The 14,285-nt window shown below is 66.7% G+C and carries 13 protein-coding genes and 1 pseudogene; 7 read left to right on the top strand and 7 right to left on the bottom strand.

Going from position 1 to position 14,285, the window contains the following annotated elements; all coding sequences use genetic code 11:
* Nucleotides 1-195 precede the first annotated feature (195 nt).
* A complete protein-coding gene (tdh, locus tag ABE423_RS18905) occupies nt 196-1,218 on the top strand; it encodes an L-threonine 3-dehydrogenase (RefSeq protein WP_010483949.1) in 1,023 nt (340 codons plus the stop codon).
* Between the two features lie 144 nt (nt 1,219-1,362).
* On the opposite strand, the gene ABE423_RS18900 is transcribed toward tdh, so the two are convergent.
* Nucleotides 1,363-2,058: a TorF family putative porin gene (locus tag ABE423_RS18900; protein WP_071229157.1), complete on the bottom strand. Its 696-nt coding sequence runs from the start codon at nt 2,056-2,058 to the stop codon at nt 1,363-1,365.
* A gap of 206 nt (nt 2,059-2,264) precedes the next feature.
* Between ABE423_RS18900 and kbl the strand changes: the two genes are divergently transcribed.
* A complete protein-coding gene (kbl, locus tag ABE423_RS18895; RefSeq protein WP_005408238.1) occupies nt 2,265-3,473 on the top strand; it encodes a glycine C-acetyltransferase in 1,209 nt (402 codons plus the stop codon).
* Nucleotides 3,474-3,557: 84 nt separating this feature from the next.
* On the opposite strand, the gene ABE423_RS18890 is transcribed toward kbl, so the two are convergent.
* The 4 genes from ABE423_RS18890 to ABE423_RS18875 all read right to left on the bottom strand — a co-directional run bounded on the left by ABE423_RS18890 (nt 3,558) and on the right by ABE423_RS18875 (nt 6,627).
* Nucleotides 3,558-3,893: a hypothetical protein gene (locus tag ABE423_RS18890; RefSeq protein ID WP_005412356.1), complete on the bottom strand. Its 336-nt coding sequence runs from the start codon at nt 3,891-3,893 to the stop codon at nt 3,558-3,560.
* Nucleotides 3,894-3,978: 85 nt separating this feature from the next.
* The gene (locus tag ABE423_RS18885) at nt 3,979-4,788 is read right to left on the bottom strand and encodes a pseudouridine synthase (RefSeq protein ID WP_253143525.1); all 810 of its coding nucleotides are present in this window, start codon (nt 4,786-4,788) and stop codon (nt 3,979-3,981) included.
* Nucleotides 4,789-4,808: 20 nt separating this feature from the next.
* On the bottom strand, nt 4,809-5,315 hold the full coding sequence (locus tag ABE423_RS18880) for a hypothetical protein (protein WP_010483956.1): 507 nt from the start codon (nt 5,313-5,315) through the stop codon (nt 4,809-4,811).
* A 220-nt stretch (nt 5,316-5,535) separates the two neighbouring features.
* Nucleotides 5,536-6,627, bottom strand: a complete 1,092-nt coding sequence (locus tag ABE423_RS18875; protein ID WP_010483958.1) for an OmpA family protein — start codon at nt 6,625-6,627, stop codon at nt 5,536-5,538.
* A 357-nt stretch (nt 6,628-6,984) separates the two neighbouring features.
* Between ABE423_RS18875 and ABE423_RS18870 the strand changes: the two genes are divergently transcribed.
* From ABE423_RS18870 to ABE423_RS18850, 5 genes and pseudogenes are all read left to right on the top strand, one after another.
* Entirely contained in the window at nt 6,985-8,004 is a 1,020-nt protein-coding gene (locus tag ABE423_RS18870) for a zinc-binding alcohol dehydrogenase family protein (RefSeq protein WP_253143524.1), read from the top strand.
* Nucleotides 8,005-8,175: 171 nt separating this feature from the next.
* Nucleotides 8,176-8,772: pseudogene (locus ABE423_RS18865) on the top strand (hypothetical protein); the annotation flags it as partial.
* Between the two features lie 169 nt (nt 8,773-8,941).
* The gene (locus ABE423_RS18860) at nt 8,942-10,972 is read left to right on the top strand and encodes an NADPH-dependent 2,4-dienoyl-CoA reductase (RefSeq protein WP_180838757.1); all 2,031 of its coding nucleotides are present in this window, start codon (nt 8,942-8,944) and stop codon (nt 10,970-10,972) included.
* A 298-nt stretch (nt 10,973-11,270) separates the two neighbouring features.
* Nucleotides 11,271-11,729 carry a cell wall hydrolase gene (locus tag ABE423_RS18855; RefSeq protein WP_004154513.1) on the top strand — a complete coding sequence of 153 codons (459 nt, stop codon included), beginning with the start codon at nt 11,271-11,273 and terminating at the stop codon, nt 11,727-11,729.
* 84 nt (nt 11,730-11,813) lie between these two features.
* Entirely contained in the window at nt 11,814-12,425 is a 612-nt protein-coding gene (locus ABE423_RS18850; RefSeq protein ID WP_125895963.1) for a glutathione S-transferase N-terminal domain-containing protein, read from the top strand.
* A gap of 67 nt (nt 12,426-12,492) precedes the next feature.
* Here ABE423_RS18850 and ABE423_RS18845 read toward each other — a convergent pair whose 3' ends face one another.
* Together ABE423_RS18845 and ABE423_RS18840 are read right to left on the bottom strand one after the other, a co-directional pair.
* Nucleotides 12,493-13,548, bottom strand: coding sequence for a suppressor of fused domain protein (locus ABE423_RS18845; RefSeq protein WP_346487151.1), 1,056 nt, complete (start codon nt 13,546-13,548; stop codon nt 12,493-12,495).
* 33 nt (nt 13,549-13,581) lie between these two features.
* On the bottom strand, nt 13,582-14,097 hold the full coding sequence (locus ABE423_RS18840) for a hypothetical protein (RefSeq protein ID WP_346487149.1): 516 nt from the start codon (nt 14,095-14,097) through the stop codon (nt 13,582-13,584).
* Between the last annotated feature and the right edge of the window lie 188 nt (nt 14,098-14,285).

The following is a 14,285-nucleotide window of genomic DNA, read 5'->3' as shown; positions in this document are numbered from 1 at the left end:
CTCACCGTCCGGGGTTGCGCGGGGCATTGCCCGGCGAGCGCAGCGGCGCCGCTGTTTGCAGCACGTTCGAAACGCCCGCCAACACACGCCTTTCGTTCCGCCACTGCACCCGCAGCGCAACATGGGAAATCCGCGCGGCACCCTATAATCCGCGCTTTCCCCCTGATGAGTTCCACCCCGATGGCGCAGCAAACGATGAAGGCCCTGGTCAAGCGCGAAGCGGCCAAGGGCATCTGGCTGGAAGAAGTTCCGGTTCCGACCCCGGGCCCGAACGAGGTCCTGATCAAGCTCGAGAAGACCGCGATCTGCGGCACCGACCTGCACATCTACCTGTGGGACGAGTGGAGCCAGCGCACGATCAAGCCGGGCCTGACCATCGGCCACGAGTTCGTCGGTCGCGTCGCCGCACTCGGCTCGGCCGTGACCGGCTATGAAATCGGCCAGCGCGTCTCGGCCGAAGGCCACATCGTCTGCGGCCACTGCCGCAACTGCCGTGGCGGCCGCCCGCACCTGTGCCCGAACACCGTCGGCATCGGCGTCAACGTCAACGGCGCCTTCGCCGAGTACATGGTGATGCCGGCCAGCAACCTGTGGCCGATCCCGGACCAGATTCCGTCCGAGCTGGCCGCGTTCTTCGATCCGTACGGCAACGCCGCGCATTGCGCGCTGGAGTTCAATGTGATCGGTGAAGACGTGCTGATCACCGGTGCCGGCCCGATCGGCATCATCGCCGCCGGCATCTGCAAGCACATCGGTGCACGCAACGTGGTGGTGACCGACGTCAACGACTTCCGTCTGAAGCTGGCCGCCGACATGGGTGCCACCCGCGTGGTCAACGTGGCCAACCAGTCGCTGAAGGACGTGATGAAGGAACTGCACATGGAGGGCTTCGACGTGGGCCTGGAAATGAGCGGCAACCCGCGTGCGTTCAACGACATGCTCGACTGCATGTACCACGGCGGCAAGATCGCCATGCTCGGGATCATGCCCAAGGGCGCCGGCTGCGACTGGGACAAGATCATCTTCAAGGGCCTGACCGTGCAGGGCATCTACGGCCGCAAGATGTACGAGACCTGGTACAAGATGACCCAGCTGGTGCTGTCCGGCTTCCCGCTCGGCAAGGTGATGACCCACCAGCTGCCGATCGACGACTTCCAGAAGGGCTTCGACCTGATGGAAGAAGGCAAGGCCGGCAAGGTTGTATTGAGCTGGAATTGACCCTTCGCCGCGCGCGATGGGTGGGTGGGTGCCGAGCTTGCTCGGCACACCTTGAAACTGAAAAAGGCGCCCGATGGGCGCCTTTTTCTTTGCCATCCCGATGTTGCCGGCCAGCGGCCGGCACTACCGGTAACGCCTGCGGCGTTACTTGCCGATGGCCACGCTCAGCATCACGCGGCTGTGGGCCAGCTTGCCGGAGTTGTCGCGGCCGTTACCGTCGGTGCCGTAGTAACCCAGGCCGACCTTGGCCATTCCGAACTGGCGCTCAACGCCGACATTCCAGTCGGTGTAATCCTTGGCGATGCCGTCTTCAAACGTGCTGCGGCCGACATTGGCATTCAGGGTGAAGTCCTTCGGCAGGCCCCAGCTGCCACCCAGGCCGAAGTACCAGCCATCGGTGCTGCTGTTCCATACATCGTTGGTGTAGGCCACCGTCAGCTTGTAGGTGTCATCCAGCGTGGTGGTGGTGATCAGCTCGTTGTAGTTCTGGTGGCTGGACTTCAGGTAGGTGTAGCGGTTCAGCAGCACGTCGACGTTGACGCGCTCGGTGACGTCCACGCCGTAGCCGATCAGGTAGTCGACCTCGGTCTTCGGATCACCTGCACCGAAGTCCACGCCCGAACCCCAAACGCCGGCATACAGGCCAACCGGGCTGGTGTAGGTGAAACCGGCCTGCAGGGTCGGATCCTCGTCGGTCTGCGACACACCACGGAACAGGTAATCGGAAACAGCGGTGACGTTCCAGCTGTACGGCGATTCGTTTTCCTGGGCGCTGGCGGCGAACGGGGCGGCCAGGGTCAGGGCAGCGGCAATGGCGAGGCAGGCACGGGCGTGCTTCATGAGCGTCTCCGGTGGGGGCGGTGGCGTGGAAGGCGGGGAGCGGGCGTAGCGGCCGGAGCGGGACAGCTCCGGTTCACGAATTTTTAACCAGTTTGCTATTGCGATGCAACATGTGCCGGCCGTGGCGATGCCCCATCCGGGCCGGTCGGCAAGCGGCGATGCCCGGTAGAATCAGCGGTTTCCCCGTTCAGAGCCGTGCCCACGCCATGACCGACGCCTCCTCCGCCCTGACCCGCCACTACGCCGAGGAACTGGACGCCATCCGCGCCCAGGGCCTGTTCAAGTCCGAGCGGATCATCACCAGCCCGCAGTCGGCCGAGATCACCCTCGAGGACGGCCGCAAGGTGCTGAACTTCTGTGCCAACAACTACCTGGGCCTGGCCGACCATCCGGACCTGATCCAGGCCGCCAAGGATGCGCTGGATACCCACGGCTTCGGCATGGCCTCGGTGCGCTTCATCTGTGGTACCCAGGACCTGCACAAGCAGCTGGAGAAGCAGATCGCCGACTTCTTCGGCAAGCAGGACACCATCCTGTACGCGGCCTGCTTCGATGCCAACGGCGGCCTGTTCGAGCCGCTGCTCGGCGAGAACGACGCGATCATTTCCGATGCGCTGAACCACGCTTCGATCATTGACGGCGTGCGCCTGTGCAAGGCCAAGCGCTTCCGCTATGCCAACTGCGACATGGCCGACCTGGAAGCCCAGCTGCAGGCCGCCGACGCCGCCGGCTGCAAGACCAAGCTGATCACCACCGACGGCGTGTTCTCGATGGACGGCTTCATTGCGCCGCTGGACGAGATCACCGCGCTGGCGAAGAAGTACAACGCGCTGGTGCACATCGACGAATGCCACGCTACCGGCTTCCTCGGTGCCACCGGCCGCGGCTCGGCCGAAGTGAAGGGCGTGCTGGAAAAGATCGACATCATCACCGGCACCCTGGGCAAGGCCATGGGTGGTGCACTGGGCGGCTTCACCTGCGCCAGCGCCGAGGTGATCGAGCTGCTGCGCCAGCGTTCGCGCCCGTACCTGTTCTCCAACTCGCTGCCGCCGCATGTGGTGGCCGCCGGCATCAAAGCGTTCGAGATGCTGGCCGCCGCTGACGATCTGCGCGACACCCTGGTGGAAAACACCCGCTACTTCCGCGAAAAGATGGTCGCCGCCGGTTTCGACGTGAAGCCGGGCGTACACCCGATCAGCCCGGTGATGCTGTACGACGCACCGCTGGCGCAGAAGTTCGCCGAGCGCCTGCTGGAAGAAGGCATCTACGCGATCGGCTTCTTCTTCCCGGTAGTGCCCAAGGGCCAGGCGCGCATCCGCACCCAGATCAGCGCCGCGCACAGTCGCGAGCATCTGGACCGCGCAATCGATGCGTTCACCCGCATCGGTGTCGAGCTGGGCGTGATCAAGGGTTGATCCCCACCGGCCAAAGCGTGCCGACCAAGGTCGGCACCTACCGGGCGTGAGGGCGTGCCGACCGAGGTCGGCACCTTCCCGGCATCACTTCTTTTTCTTCTTGCCCTTCGGCTCGTCCTTGCTGGCCACCACCACCGGCTTGGCGGCAGCATCCTGGCCGTTGCCCTTGGCAACGCGGATGCCATTGGCCTTCATCCAGGCGTCGAACTCATCGGCGGTCATCTTCTTGTCGCCGTTGCTCATCAGGAAGCGGTAGCTGCCGCGACCATCCAGCTCCGGGGTCTTCACTTCCACCACCGGGGTCTCGGCCGGCGTTTCCGCCTTGGCCACCTTCTTGTGGCCACCACAGGCGGTCAGCAGCACCATCGGCAGCAGCAGGCCTGCGCAGCGCAGGGTTTGGTTGAGGGTCGGGTGGTACATGGGCAGGCTCCGTTCGGGAAATTCAGCAACCAGACGCCCCCTACGCCTGGAACGGTGGCCGGCAACCGCCGGCCGCGGGCGATGATCAGCCCGGTGCAGCGGCCCCCAGCCGCTGCTGGTCACTGACCTCCAGCACCCGCCACTGGCCCTTGCCGAGATCGCCGAGCCGCAGCCCACCGATCGCGACCCGGACCAGGCGCAGCACCTGCAGGTCGAAGGCCGCCAACAGGCGGCGGATGTGGCGGTTGCGGCCCTCGTCGAGGACCACCTCCAGCCATGCGGTCTTGTCGCCGCTGCGCAGCACGCGCACAGCCTGGGCGACGAGGAACTCGCCCTCGTCGTCCACGCCGGCCTGCAGGGCCGCCAGCGTGGCGTCATCGGGCAGGCGGTCGACCTGCACGTGGTAGGTCTTCTGCGGGCCGGTCTCTGGATCGGTCAGGCGCGCGGCCCACTGCGGATCGTTGCTGAACAGCAACAACCCTTCACTGGCCTTGTCCAGGCGCCCGACCGGCGCGATCCACGGCAGGCCGGCACCATCGAAGCAGCGGTACACGGTGTCGCGGCCACGTTCGTCCTGCGCGGTGGTCACCACCCCACGCGGTTTGTTGAGCATCAGGTACAGGCGCTGCGGCGCGCCCATCGGCTGGCCATCGACCTCGATCGGCGGCGCCGGCTGCCCAATCGGGAATTCGGGATCCCGCACGATGCGGCCGGAGACGCGCACGCGGCCATCGGCGATCCAGCGCGCGGCCTCGCTGCGCGAACACACGCCGGCCTTGGACAGCACGCGCGCCAGGCCATGACGGACACCGGCGGCTGTGGCAGCGGGAGTCGCACGCCCACGCGGTGCGTGGGAGCGGGCGGCGGGGGCGGCAGGTGGGCGGCGCGTGCGCAAGCCTCTGCTCCCCGCGGCGCTTACTTCTTGTCGACCGGCTTGGTCTCAGCCGGTGCTTCGGCCGGGGCCGGAGTGGCGGCCGGAGCCGGACGCGCCTTGACCACACGCACGCCACGCGCCTTCATCCAGGCGTCGAACTCTTCGGCGGTCATGCGCTTGCCGTTCTGGCTCATGTCGAAGCGCCAGGGCGTGTTGTCGAATTCGGTCTGCGGCTTGTAGGCCGCCGGATCGTTCGGCTTCACTGCCGGGGCGCTCGGAATGGCCTTGGCGATGTTCTGGCAACCATCGATGCGCAGGCGCTGCAGCACCTGGTCCAGCGACTGCGACGGATCGTAGTTGCTGCTCAGCACGCCGGCCGGCATGCCCAGCTGGTTGCCACGGATGTAGAGCTCGTCGGCCACCGGCGCGATGGTCGTGGCCGGCAACGGCAGCGGCGAGGCGCTGGTGTTGACCGAGCAATCGACCGCAGCGTGGGCGGCGGGAACCAGGGCCAGCGCCAGGAAGGCGGCCGATGCAGAGCGCAGCATGAAGGGCATCCAGGAAAGGAAGTGACGCGGCGAGTTTAGCAATGCCGCGACAGCTTTCAAGCGCCACTTTCAATGAATACGGCAACTCATTGGTTTTACGGATAAAAACCCGACGAACGGTTGTTCCCGGACCGACGGACACGCGGATTCCGGGCTACGGAAACAACAAGACCCGGCCGAAGCCGGGTCCTGCTGTGTCCTACTGGCAGATCGTCAGAACTTAGTTCTGGACGTTCAGCTCGGTACGACGGTTCTTGGCGCGACCTTCCGGGTTGTCCGAACCATCCGGGTTGGTGTTCGGAGCAATCGGACGGCTCTCGCCGTAGCCGATCGGGCCGACCAGGCGACCGGCGTCAACGCCGTTCTTGGTCAGGTAGTTGTACACGGCGGTAGCACGACGCTCCGACAGCTTCTGGTTGTAAGCGTCGGTACCCTTCGAGTCGGTGTGACCGGCAACTTCAACGCGCAGATCCGGGTAACGCTTCAGGATCTCGGTGGCTTCGCTCAGGATCGCCACGGCGTCCGGACGCAGGTTCGACTTGTCGAAGTCGAAGTTGACGCCCTTCAGGTCGATGGAGACCGGCACCGGGCAACCGTCCGGACCGATGGTCTGACCCGGCTGCGAGTTCGGGCACTTGTCGTCGCAGTTGTTGACGCCGTCACCGTCGTCATCCAGGTCGGCGCAGCTCGGGGCAACCGGAGCCGGAGCCGGAGCAGCCGCGACCGGAGCCGGGCCCAGCGGGATCACGACGCCGACCGAAGCCAGCACGTCACCGAACCAGTCTTCCTTCGGAGCGGCAACGCTCTGGTCGTCGAAGTCAGCGCGGTAGGCCACTTCGGCGCGGACAGCAACGCGCTTTTCGAAGGTGGTCTGCAGGCCGACGCCCAGCTTGGCGGCAACGTTGCCGTCCTTACGCTGGCGCGGACCGTTGGCATTCAGCGCCGGGTACTCTTCTTCCGACTTCTGGTAGCCCAGGCCACCGACGATGTACGGGTTCCAGCCGCGGCCTTCCTTGATGAAGTGGCGACGCAGGTCCAGCGAGACGCCGTACTGCGACCAGTTCAGGTCCTTGTTCGAATCGAAGTTCGGGTTCTGATAGTTCAGCTCACCGTCCAGCGACCAGTTCGGGCTGATGAACTTGCCCAGGCCCAGGGTCACGAACGGAGCGTCATTGGTCAGACGGTCGCTGTCCTGGAAGTTGAAGCCGGCCGAACCGGTCAGGTACCAGCGGTCATCGAACTCCTGCGCCGAAGCTGCCTGGGCAAAAGCCAGGCCGCCCAGCAGCGCGGCAGTAAGGATCTTCTTGTTCATTGAGTACAGCTCCTATTTCGGGGGTATGAAACCGGTAGAGGCATGGGCCAGCACAAGTGCGTCGATGTACGACAGCCGATTCAGCACGCCACCGCCGCGAACATTATGCTCAGGCGGGTGAAGGCCATGTTAACAGTCCCGTAACATGTGAAGTGTTGCGCCCGACCGTCCGCCGGTCCGACGTTGAAACCCTATACAGGATGATGAAAATCCGCAAGACCCTCACGCTGCAAGGGTTTGACGGGGTTTAGGCGGGGAAAACGACATATTGCGCAACGCGCTGCATCAAACGGTTCAGCGCGTCTGCGGAAACGTGAGGAACCTTATGATGGAGCCACGAACCCAGCCGGAGCCGTGATGAAAGCCGTCGCCCTGAGTCGTGAATCCGCCCCTGCCCTGTGCGATATGCACCTGCCTCCGCCGCTGCCTCCCCGGGGGCGTGACCTGCTGGTCCGGGTCGAGGCGGTTTCAGTCAACCCCGTCGATGGCAAGCAGCGTGCCAGCACGGATCCGGCCACGCTCCAGGCACCCCGCGTGCTGGGTTGGGACGCTGCCGGCGTGGTCGAGGCAATCGGCGACGAGGCGAGCCTGTTTGCCTCCGGTGACGAGGTTTATTACGCAGGCGATGTCACCCGCCCCGGCTGCAATGCGCAGTACCACTGGGTGGATGAACGCCTGGTCGCGCGCAAGCCAACCACGCTGGATTTCGCTGAAGCCGCAGCGCTGCCGCTGACCACGCTCACCGCCTGGGAGCTGCTGTTCGAGCGCATGCCGCTGCGGCTGGACGATCGCCGCCACGCCGGCCAGCACCTGCTGGTGATCGGCGGTGCGGGTGGGGTCGGCTCGATGGCAATCCAGCTGGCCCGCCATGCGGGTTTCGAGGTGATCGCCACGGCGTCGCGCGAGGCCTCGGCCGACTGGTGCCGGCAGATGGGTGCCCGGCACGTGATCGACCACCGGCAACCACTTCAGGCCCAGCTGCAGGCGCTGGGCATCGACACGGTGCAGGTCGCACTCAACCTGGCCGACACCGATCACTACTGGGACGAGCTGGGCCTGCTGCTGGCGCCGCAGGGACATGTGGGCCTGATCGTCGAGCCGCGTGGGCCGCTGCGCATCGGCGATCCCTACAAAGCCAAGTGCATCGGCATCCACTGGGAGTTCATGTTCGCGCGCTCGCGCTTTGCCACTGCCGACTGCATCGAGCAGCACCGCATCCTCAGCCGCACGGCCAGCATGATCGATGCCGGCCAGCTGCGCGGCACCCTCAGTGAAAGCCTGGGCCCGATCAATGCGGCAAATCTGGACATCGCGCATCAGCGCCTGGCCAGCGGACGCACGGTGGGCAAGCTGGCGCTGGCAGGCTGGGGCGACTGAGCCAGGCTGGAACGCCGATGTAAAGCCGAGCCCATGCCCGGCCGTGCAGTCTGATCGTAGCGTCGAGCGTGCTCGACGCCACTGTAGCGGCGGATTGGTCGGCATCTGTATCTATGGAAGTGACTGAATCGGGATTACGGTGGAAACAGATTCCTCTCCCCCGAGACCGCCATGCCCACCGCCCTGCCCTTGCGCCTGCTGCAACTGATCACCGGCCTGTTCCTATACGGCTTCGGCGCCTCGCTGATGATCCGTGCGGCCATCGGCGTGGCGCCCTGGGATGTCCTGTCACAGGGCATCGCCGCGCAGACGCCGCTGTCGTTCGGCCTGGCGACCAATGTCATCGGCGCACTGGTGTTGCTGCTGTGGTGGCCGCTGCGGCAGAAGCCGGGTGTAGGGACCGTGCTCAACGTGATGCTGATCGGCCCCTCCGCGCAGTTCGGGCTATGGCTGCTGCCGCCGGCCGTCGGCCTTGGCTGGCAGCTGGCAATGTTCTGCGCCGGCATGCTGCTGGTCGCGCTGGCCACCGGCCTGTACATCGGCGCCAGGCTTGGCCCTGGCCCGCGCGACGGCCTGATGACCGGCCTGCATGCCCGCACCGGCTGGCCGATCTGGAAAGTGCGCAGCCTGATCGAAGGCAGCGTATTGCTGCTGGGCTGGTGGCTGGGCGGCAATGTTGGGCTCGGCACCCTCGCCTTCGCCCTGCTGATCGGTCCGCTGTGTGGTGTCACGCTGGGCTGGTTCGGGATCGGTCGCACCCCGGTAGTGGGGGGGGGGGGGGGGGGGCCCCCCGCCCCCCCCGCAGACCCCCCCGCCCCCCCCCCCCGGTTTGCTCCCGTGCCCCCCCCCCCCCCCCCGCCACTACCCAAAGGCCGGCCCTTGCCCCGGCCGCCGTTTCGCGGCACGCTTCGCGCTTCCGTACGCAAGCGTATCGACAATGTCGCCAGCCAACGAAAGCGCCTACCCCCATCTGTTCGCCCCGCTGGACCTGGGCTTCACCCAGCTGCGCAACCGCGTATTGATGGGCTCGATGCACACCGGCCTGGAGGATCGCGCCCGCGACTTCCCGCGGCTGGCGGCCTACTTCGCCGAACGCGCCGAGGGCGGTGTCGGCCTGATCGTCACCGGCGGCTTCGCGCCGAACGTGGTCGGCTGGCTGAAGCCGTTCGGCGGCAAGCTGTCCTGGCCCTGGGAAGTACGCCCGCATCGGCAGCTCACCGCCGCCGCGCACCAGCACGGCGCGAAGATCTGCCTGCAGCTGCTGCATGCCGGCCGCTATGCCTACCACCCGCTGTCGGTGGCGCCGTCGAAGCTGAAGGCACCGATCAACCCGTTCACCCCGCGTGCGTTGTCGGCCAGTGGCGTCGAGCGCCATATCGCCGACTACGCACGCAGCGCGAAGCTGGCCCGCGAGGCTGGCTACGACGGTGTGGAAGTGATGGGCTCGGAGGGCTACCTCATCAACGAGTTCATCGCCCCGCGCACCAACAAGCGCACCGACCGCTGGGGCGGCGATGCGAACCAGCGCATGCGCTTCGCGGTCGAGATCGTGCGCCGCATCCGCGAGGCCTGTGGCCCGGACTTCATCATCATCTACCGCCTGTCGCTGGTGGACCTGGTGGAGGACGGCAGCAACTGGGAGGAGATCGTGCAGCAGGCGCAGGCCATCGAGGCCGCCGGCGCGACGATCATCAATTCCGGCATCGGCTGGCACGAAGCCCGTATTCCGACCATTGCCACCTCGGTGCCGCGCGCCGCCTTCGCCGGGGTCACCGCCAAGCTCAAGCCGCATGTGAAGGTGCCGCTGGTGGCGACCAACCGCATCAACATGCCCGACGTCGCCGAGCGCATCCTCGCCAGCGGCGGTGCCGACATGGTGTCGCTGGCGCGTCCGCTGCTGGCCGACCCGCAATGGCCGAACAAGGCCCGTGCCGGCCGCGCCGAGGCAATCAACACCTGCATCGCCTGCAACCAGGCCTGCCTGGACCACGTGTTCGAGAACAAGCTGGCCAGCTGCCTGGTCAATCCGCGCGCCGCCCACGAGACCGAGCTGGTCTATCGCCCCACCGCCACGCCGAAGAAAGTTGCCGTGGTCGGTGCTGGCCCGGCAGGCCTGGCGTGTGCCACCGTCGCTGCCCAGCGCGGCCACCAGGTCACCCTGTTCGATGCCAACGAGGAGATCGGCGGCCAGTTCAACGTGGCCAAGCGCATCCCCGGGAAGGAAGAGTTCCACGAGACCCTGCGCTACTTCCGCCACACGCTGGCCGAAACCGGCGTGCAGCTGCGCCTCGGCACCCGCGCCGATGCCGCCACCCTGGCCGGCTTCGACGAGGTGGTGCTGGCCACCGGCATCACCCCGCGCAAGGTCGACTTCCCCGGCGCCGACCACGCCAAGGTGGTCAGCTACCTGGACGTGCTGCTGGGCCGGGTTGAAGTGGGCACCAATGCGGCGATCATCGGCGCCGGCGGCATCGGCTTCGATGTCGGCGAGTACCTCAGCCACGCCGGTGAGTCCCCCTCCCTCGATCCGGAACGCTGGATGGCCGAATGGGGCGTGGACAGCGCGTTCGAGGCCCGCGGCTCGCTGGGCCGGCCCGAGGTCGAGGCGTCACCGCGTCGGCTCTGGCTGCTGCAGCGCAGCCCGGGCAAGCCCGGCGCGCGACTGGGCAAGACCACTGGCTGGATTCACCGCGCCACACTGAAGGCCAAGGGCGTGCGCATGCTCGGTGGCGTCGAGTACCTGGGCGTCGATGACGAAGGCCTGCGCATCCGCGTGGAAGGCAGCGAACAGCTGCTGCCGGTCGACCATGTGGTGATCTGCGCCGGGCAGGAACCGAATCGTGCATTGCAGGCCGAACTGCAGGCCGCCGGCATCAACGCGCAGCTGATCGGGGGTGCCGATGTAGCGGCCGAACTGGACGCCAAGCGAGCCATCGACCAGGGCAGCCGGGTGGCCGCCGCGCTCTGATGAGCGCCTGAATGGGGGGCGGAATGTGATTTCCGTCACCCCTGCCGAACCTGAATGTCAAGCCGGGCGGTTCACGATGCGTTCGGCTATCCCCCCCTACCTTGCGCCATCTCTCCGCTCACCAGCCAGTTTCCGGTGAGCCGGCGCAGCCCCCTCGATCGGTACTGATCGTTTCTTTTGGGGCTGCCCACGGGGCGGCCCCGATGGCCGCCTCCCCATGACGCCAAGTCGTACCCCGCCTCCTGTCGCCCCCGCGGCCGGAACCGGAGCGTGCGGCCCATACGGAGCAAGGAGTTATATGAAACTGGCCTGGATTCTCTGGCTGTCGCAGTTGTTGCCTCAGCCGGCCGCTGATTCATTGTGTTTGAGCACCACCGTTTACCTGGAAGCCCGCGACCAGACCCTGCGTGGTCAGCAGGCCGTCGCCGAGGTCGCCCTGCGCCGCCTCGACAGTGGCCTGTGGGGCGACTCCATGTGCCAGGTGGTCACCGCGCGCAAGCAGTTCGCACCGACCATCGTCTCGCCCGGCACCCAGCTGGGCAATGATGCGGCCTGGAGCGAGGCGATGAACGTGGCCTTCGACGCCGAGCGCAACTGGGCGCTGCCGGCCGGCGAGCGCCGCGAGATCGTGCCCGGTGCCAGCCACTTCGCCGCGCTGTCCATTGCCAGCCCGAACTGGCGCAATGCCTACCAGGTGGCCACCATCGGCGATCACACCTTCTATAAGGTGCAGAACCTCAAGCCACGGCAGTCGTAACGATCCGTGCTGGCGGCAGCGTTGCCGCCCGCCGCCAGGCTCTGGGATAGTGGGCGCTTCCCGCCCGCATCACCTGGAGTTCCCATGAAGCTGTACAGCAAGCCCGGTGCCTGTTCCACCGCCGACCACATCGCCCTGCAGTGGACCGGCCAGCAGTTCGAGGTTGAACTGCTGAACAAGGACACCCTGAAGGGCCCGGAATTCCTCAAGATCAATCCGGCCGGTGCCGTCCCCGCACTGGTCGACGGCGACTTCGTGCTGCTGCAGAACGCCGCGATCATGGGCTATATCGCCGACAGCTTCCCGCAGGCCGGCCTCGGCGGCGACGGCAGCCCGCGCCAGCGCGCCGAAGCCACCCGCTGGCTGGCCTTCGTCAATTCCGATGTGCATCCGGCCTTCTCGCCGCTGTTCGCGCCGGGCAAGTTCATCGCCGACGAGAGCCAGTTCGATGCGATCCGCGCCGCCGCGCACAAGCGCCTGCGCGCCCTGTTCGAGACCGCCGACAAGCAGCTGGCCGACAAGCCGTGGCTGGCCGGCTTCCGCAGCTTCGCCGACCCGTACTTCTACATCACGCTGCGCTGGGCTGCTGGCACCAAGGTCGACCTGTCCGGCCTGGACAACCTGGCCGCCTACAAGGCGCGCATGGATGCCGATGCCGGCGTGCAGGCCGCGCTGAAGGCCGAAGGCCTGGCCTGAGCCAGACCATGGGTCGGAGCCGTCTGCACAGCAGACGGCTCTGCCCCCATCGGTGCAATCGCCACACTCAGCCGATCTGGCGGATCACTTCGCCCTTGGCATCGCGCAGGTAGGTCGGCACCACTTCGATGCGCAGCGCCGCCGCCACCGGGTAGATGCCGCGCTCGGCACGCACGCCCGCCAAGGCTTCCAGACCCGTCTCGTCCAGTGCCCAACGCGCGCTGTCGGCCGATACCTCGCCGGTTTCACCGCGCGCGGCCGGAATGAATTCCCACTGCCGCTCGCGGCTGACCAGTTCCAGCGATTTGCCGTGGCGCAGGCGCAATGGCAGCAGCTCGCACACGCTGGCCACCTGGCCCGCACCGAGCACCAGGGTGGTGACGCCCGCCTCCTGGCGCCAGTCCAGCGTCTCGATGAACAACATGCCGGTGCTGGAGCCCTCGCGCTCGCTGCCGGCCTGCACCTGTGCGGCCAATGCCGGATCCTCCAGCAGGTTGCCGCGATGCAGGTCGCTGATCCACAGCGGCATCGCCGGTTGCAGCGCCTGCAGCACGCCGCGCGTCGACCAGCGCTTGACCGCTTCCATCTCCTCATCGGTCAGCCCGACCAGCTGCAGGAACTGCAGGTGGCCATTGGCGGTGTCGCGTGCGGGTAACTGCGGATCTGCGACGAAGGCCAGATGGCACAAGCGCGTGTTGGTCTCCAACGCGATCGGGCCGTTGGCATTGAGGTGGTGGCCATCCTCGAACACGTTGCCACTGCCGAACACATAGCGCGCCAGGTTCTGCAGCAGGTTCATCGGCCACACCGGCGGCGTGCTGCCGGCGTTCTCACCGACGTCGGCAGCGAGGCGGAAGGTCAGCTCGAAACCATAGCCGCTGGCGGTGGCATCACTGCTCTCCTTGGCGTACAGCTCGGAGAAGCCGTAGGTGATGTAATGCCAATGCGGTACCGGCGCATCCGCCCAGTACACACTGATGCCATCCAGGGGATCCTGACCGCCCAGCGTGTAGGGCAATGCAGTGCCGTAATGGCGCGGTTCCTGGCCGGCATGCAACGGCGCAAGCGCGGCGTTGATCGCGTCCCAGCCGGGGGTATCGGTGTCGTCGTGGTCGTCCTGCACGCGGGACTCCTTGTGAGAAGTAAACCGATCACTTTACGCGGTGGCTGAGGCCTGTACGACCTCGCTGCTGCCACTCGCCAGTGCCGCCTGGGTTTCCTGCCACCAGCGCTGCGCAAGCGCCGGGCTGCGCGCCTTGCCGACGGCCGCCAGCAGCTCCGGGCACAGGCGCTCCAGTGCCAGCGCATCGGTGCAGCGTTCGATCTTCAACTGCATGAAATAGCCCTTCAGGCCCAGATGCCGACGCACGGCCTCACTCATCGCGTCGTACAGCTGCTGGTACAGCGCCGGGTCCTGTTCACGGCCGGTGCTGATGCTGCGCGTCGGTGCGGTTTCGGCACTTCCGCCGATCACTTCAATCAGGCCCTGCGCGGCCAACTGCTCCAGTGCATCCGGCGGTGCCCGCAGGCCTTCGAACAGGCCGCGCAGTTCGGTGTCGTCGCGATGGCCGTCGACCATCAGCAGGATCGAACGCAGTGCCGCCGGCAGGCGCCGACCACGGTCTTCGATTTCCTGACGGCCAGCCGCCGTCTTGGCGTGCAGCAATGCCATTGCTTCCCCCTCCCTCGATGCGCAATGCCTGCGCGCCCTTGAGGGCACGCTCCCCTGTGTGCCATCCCCGGACGGCACGCGCCTTCCCCGGCGCGCACCGCGTGTTGCAGGTCGATGACAGGCCGAGCTTAGCGCAAGTGCTGCGGGTAGTGCCGGCCGCTGGCCGGCAACCTCAGGATTGATGGGGG

This window comes from Stenotrophomonas sp. TWI1409 (assembly GCF_039673015.1).
GTDB classification, from domain to species: Bacteria; Pseudomonadota; Gammaproteobacteria; order Xanthomonadales; family Xanthomonadaceae; genus Stenotrophomonas; species Stenotrophomonas maltophilia_A.
Note: the sequence above shows the minus strand (reverse complement) of the source record. Positions and strands in the feature narration are given on the sequence as shown.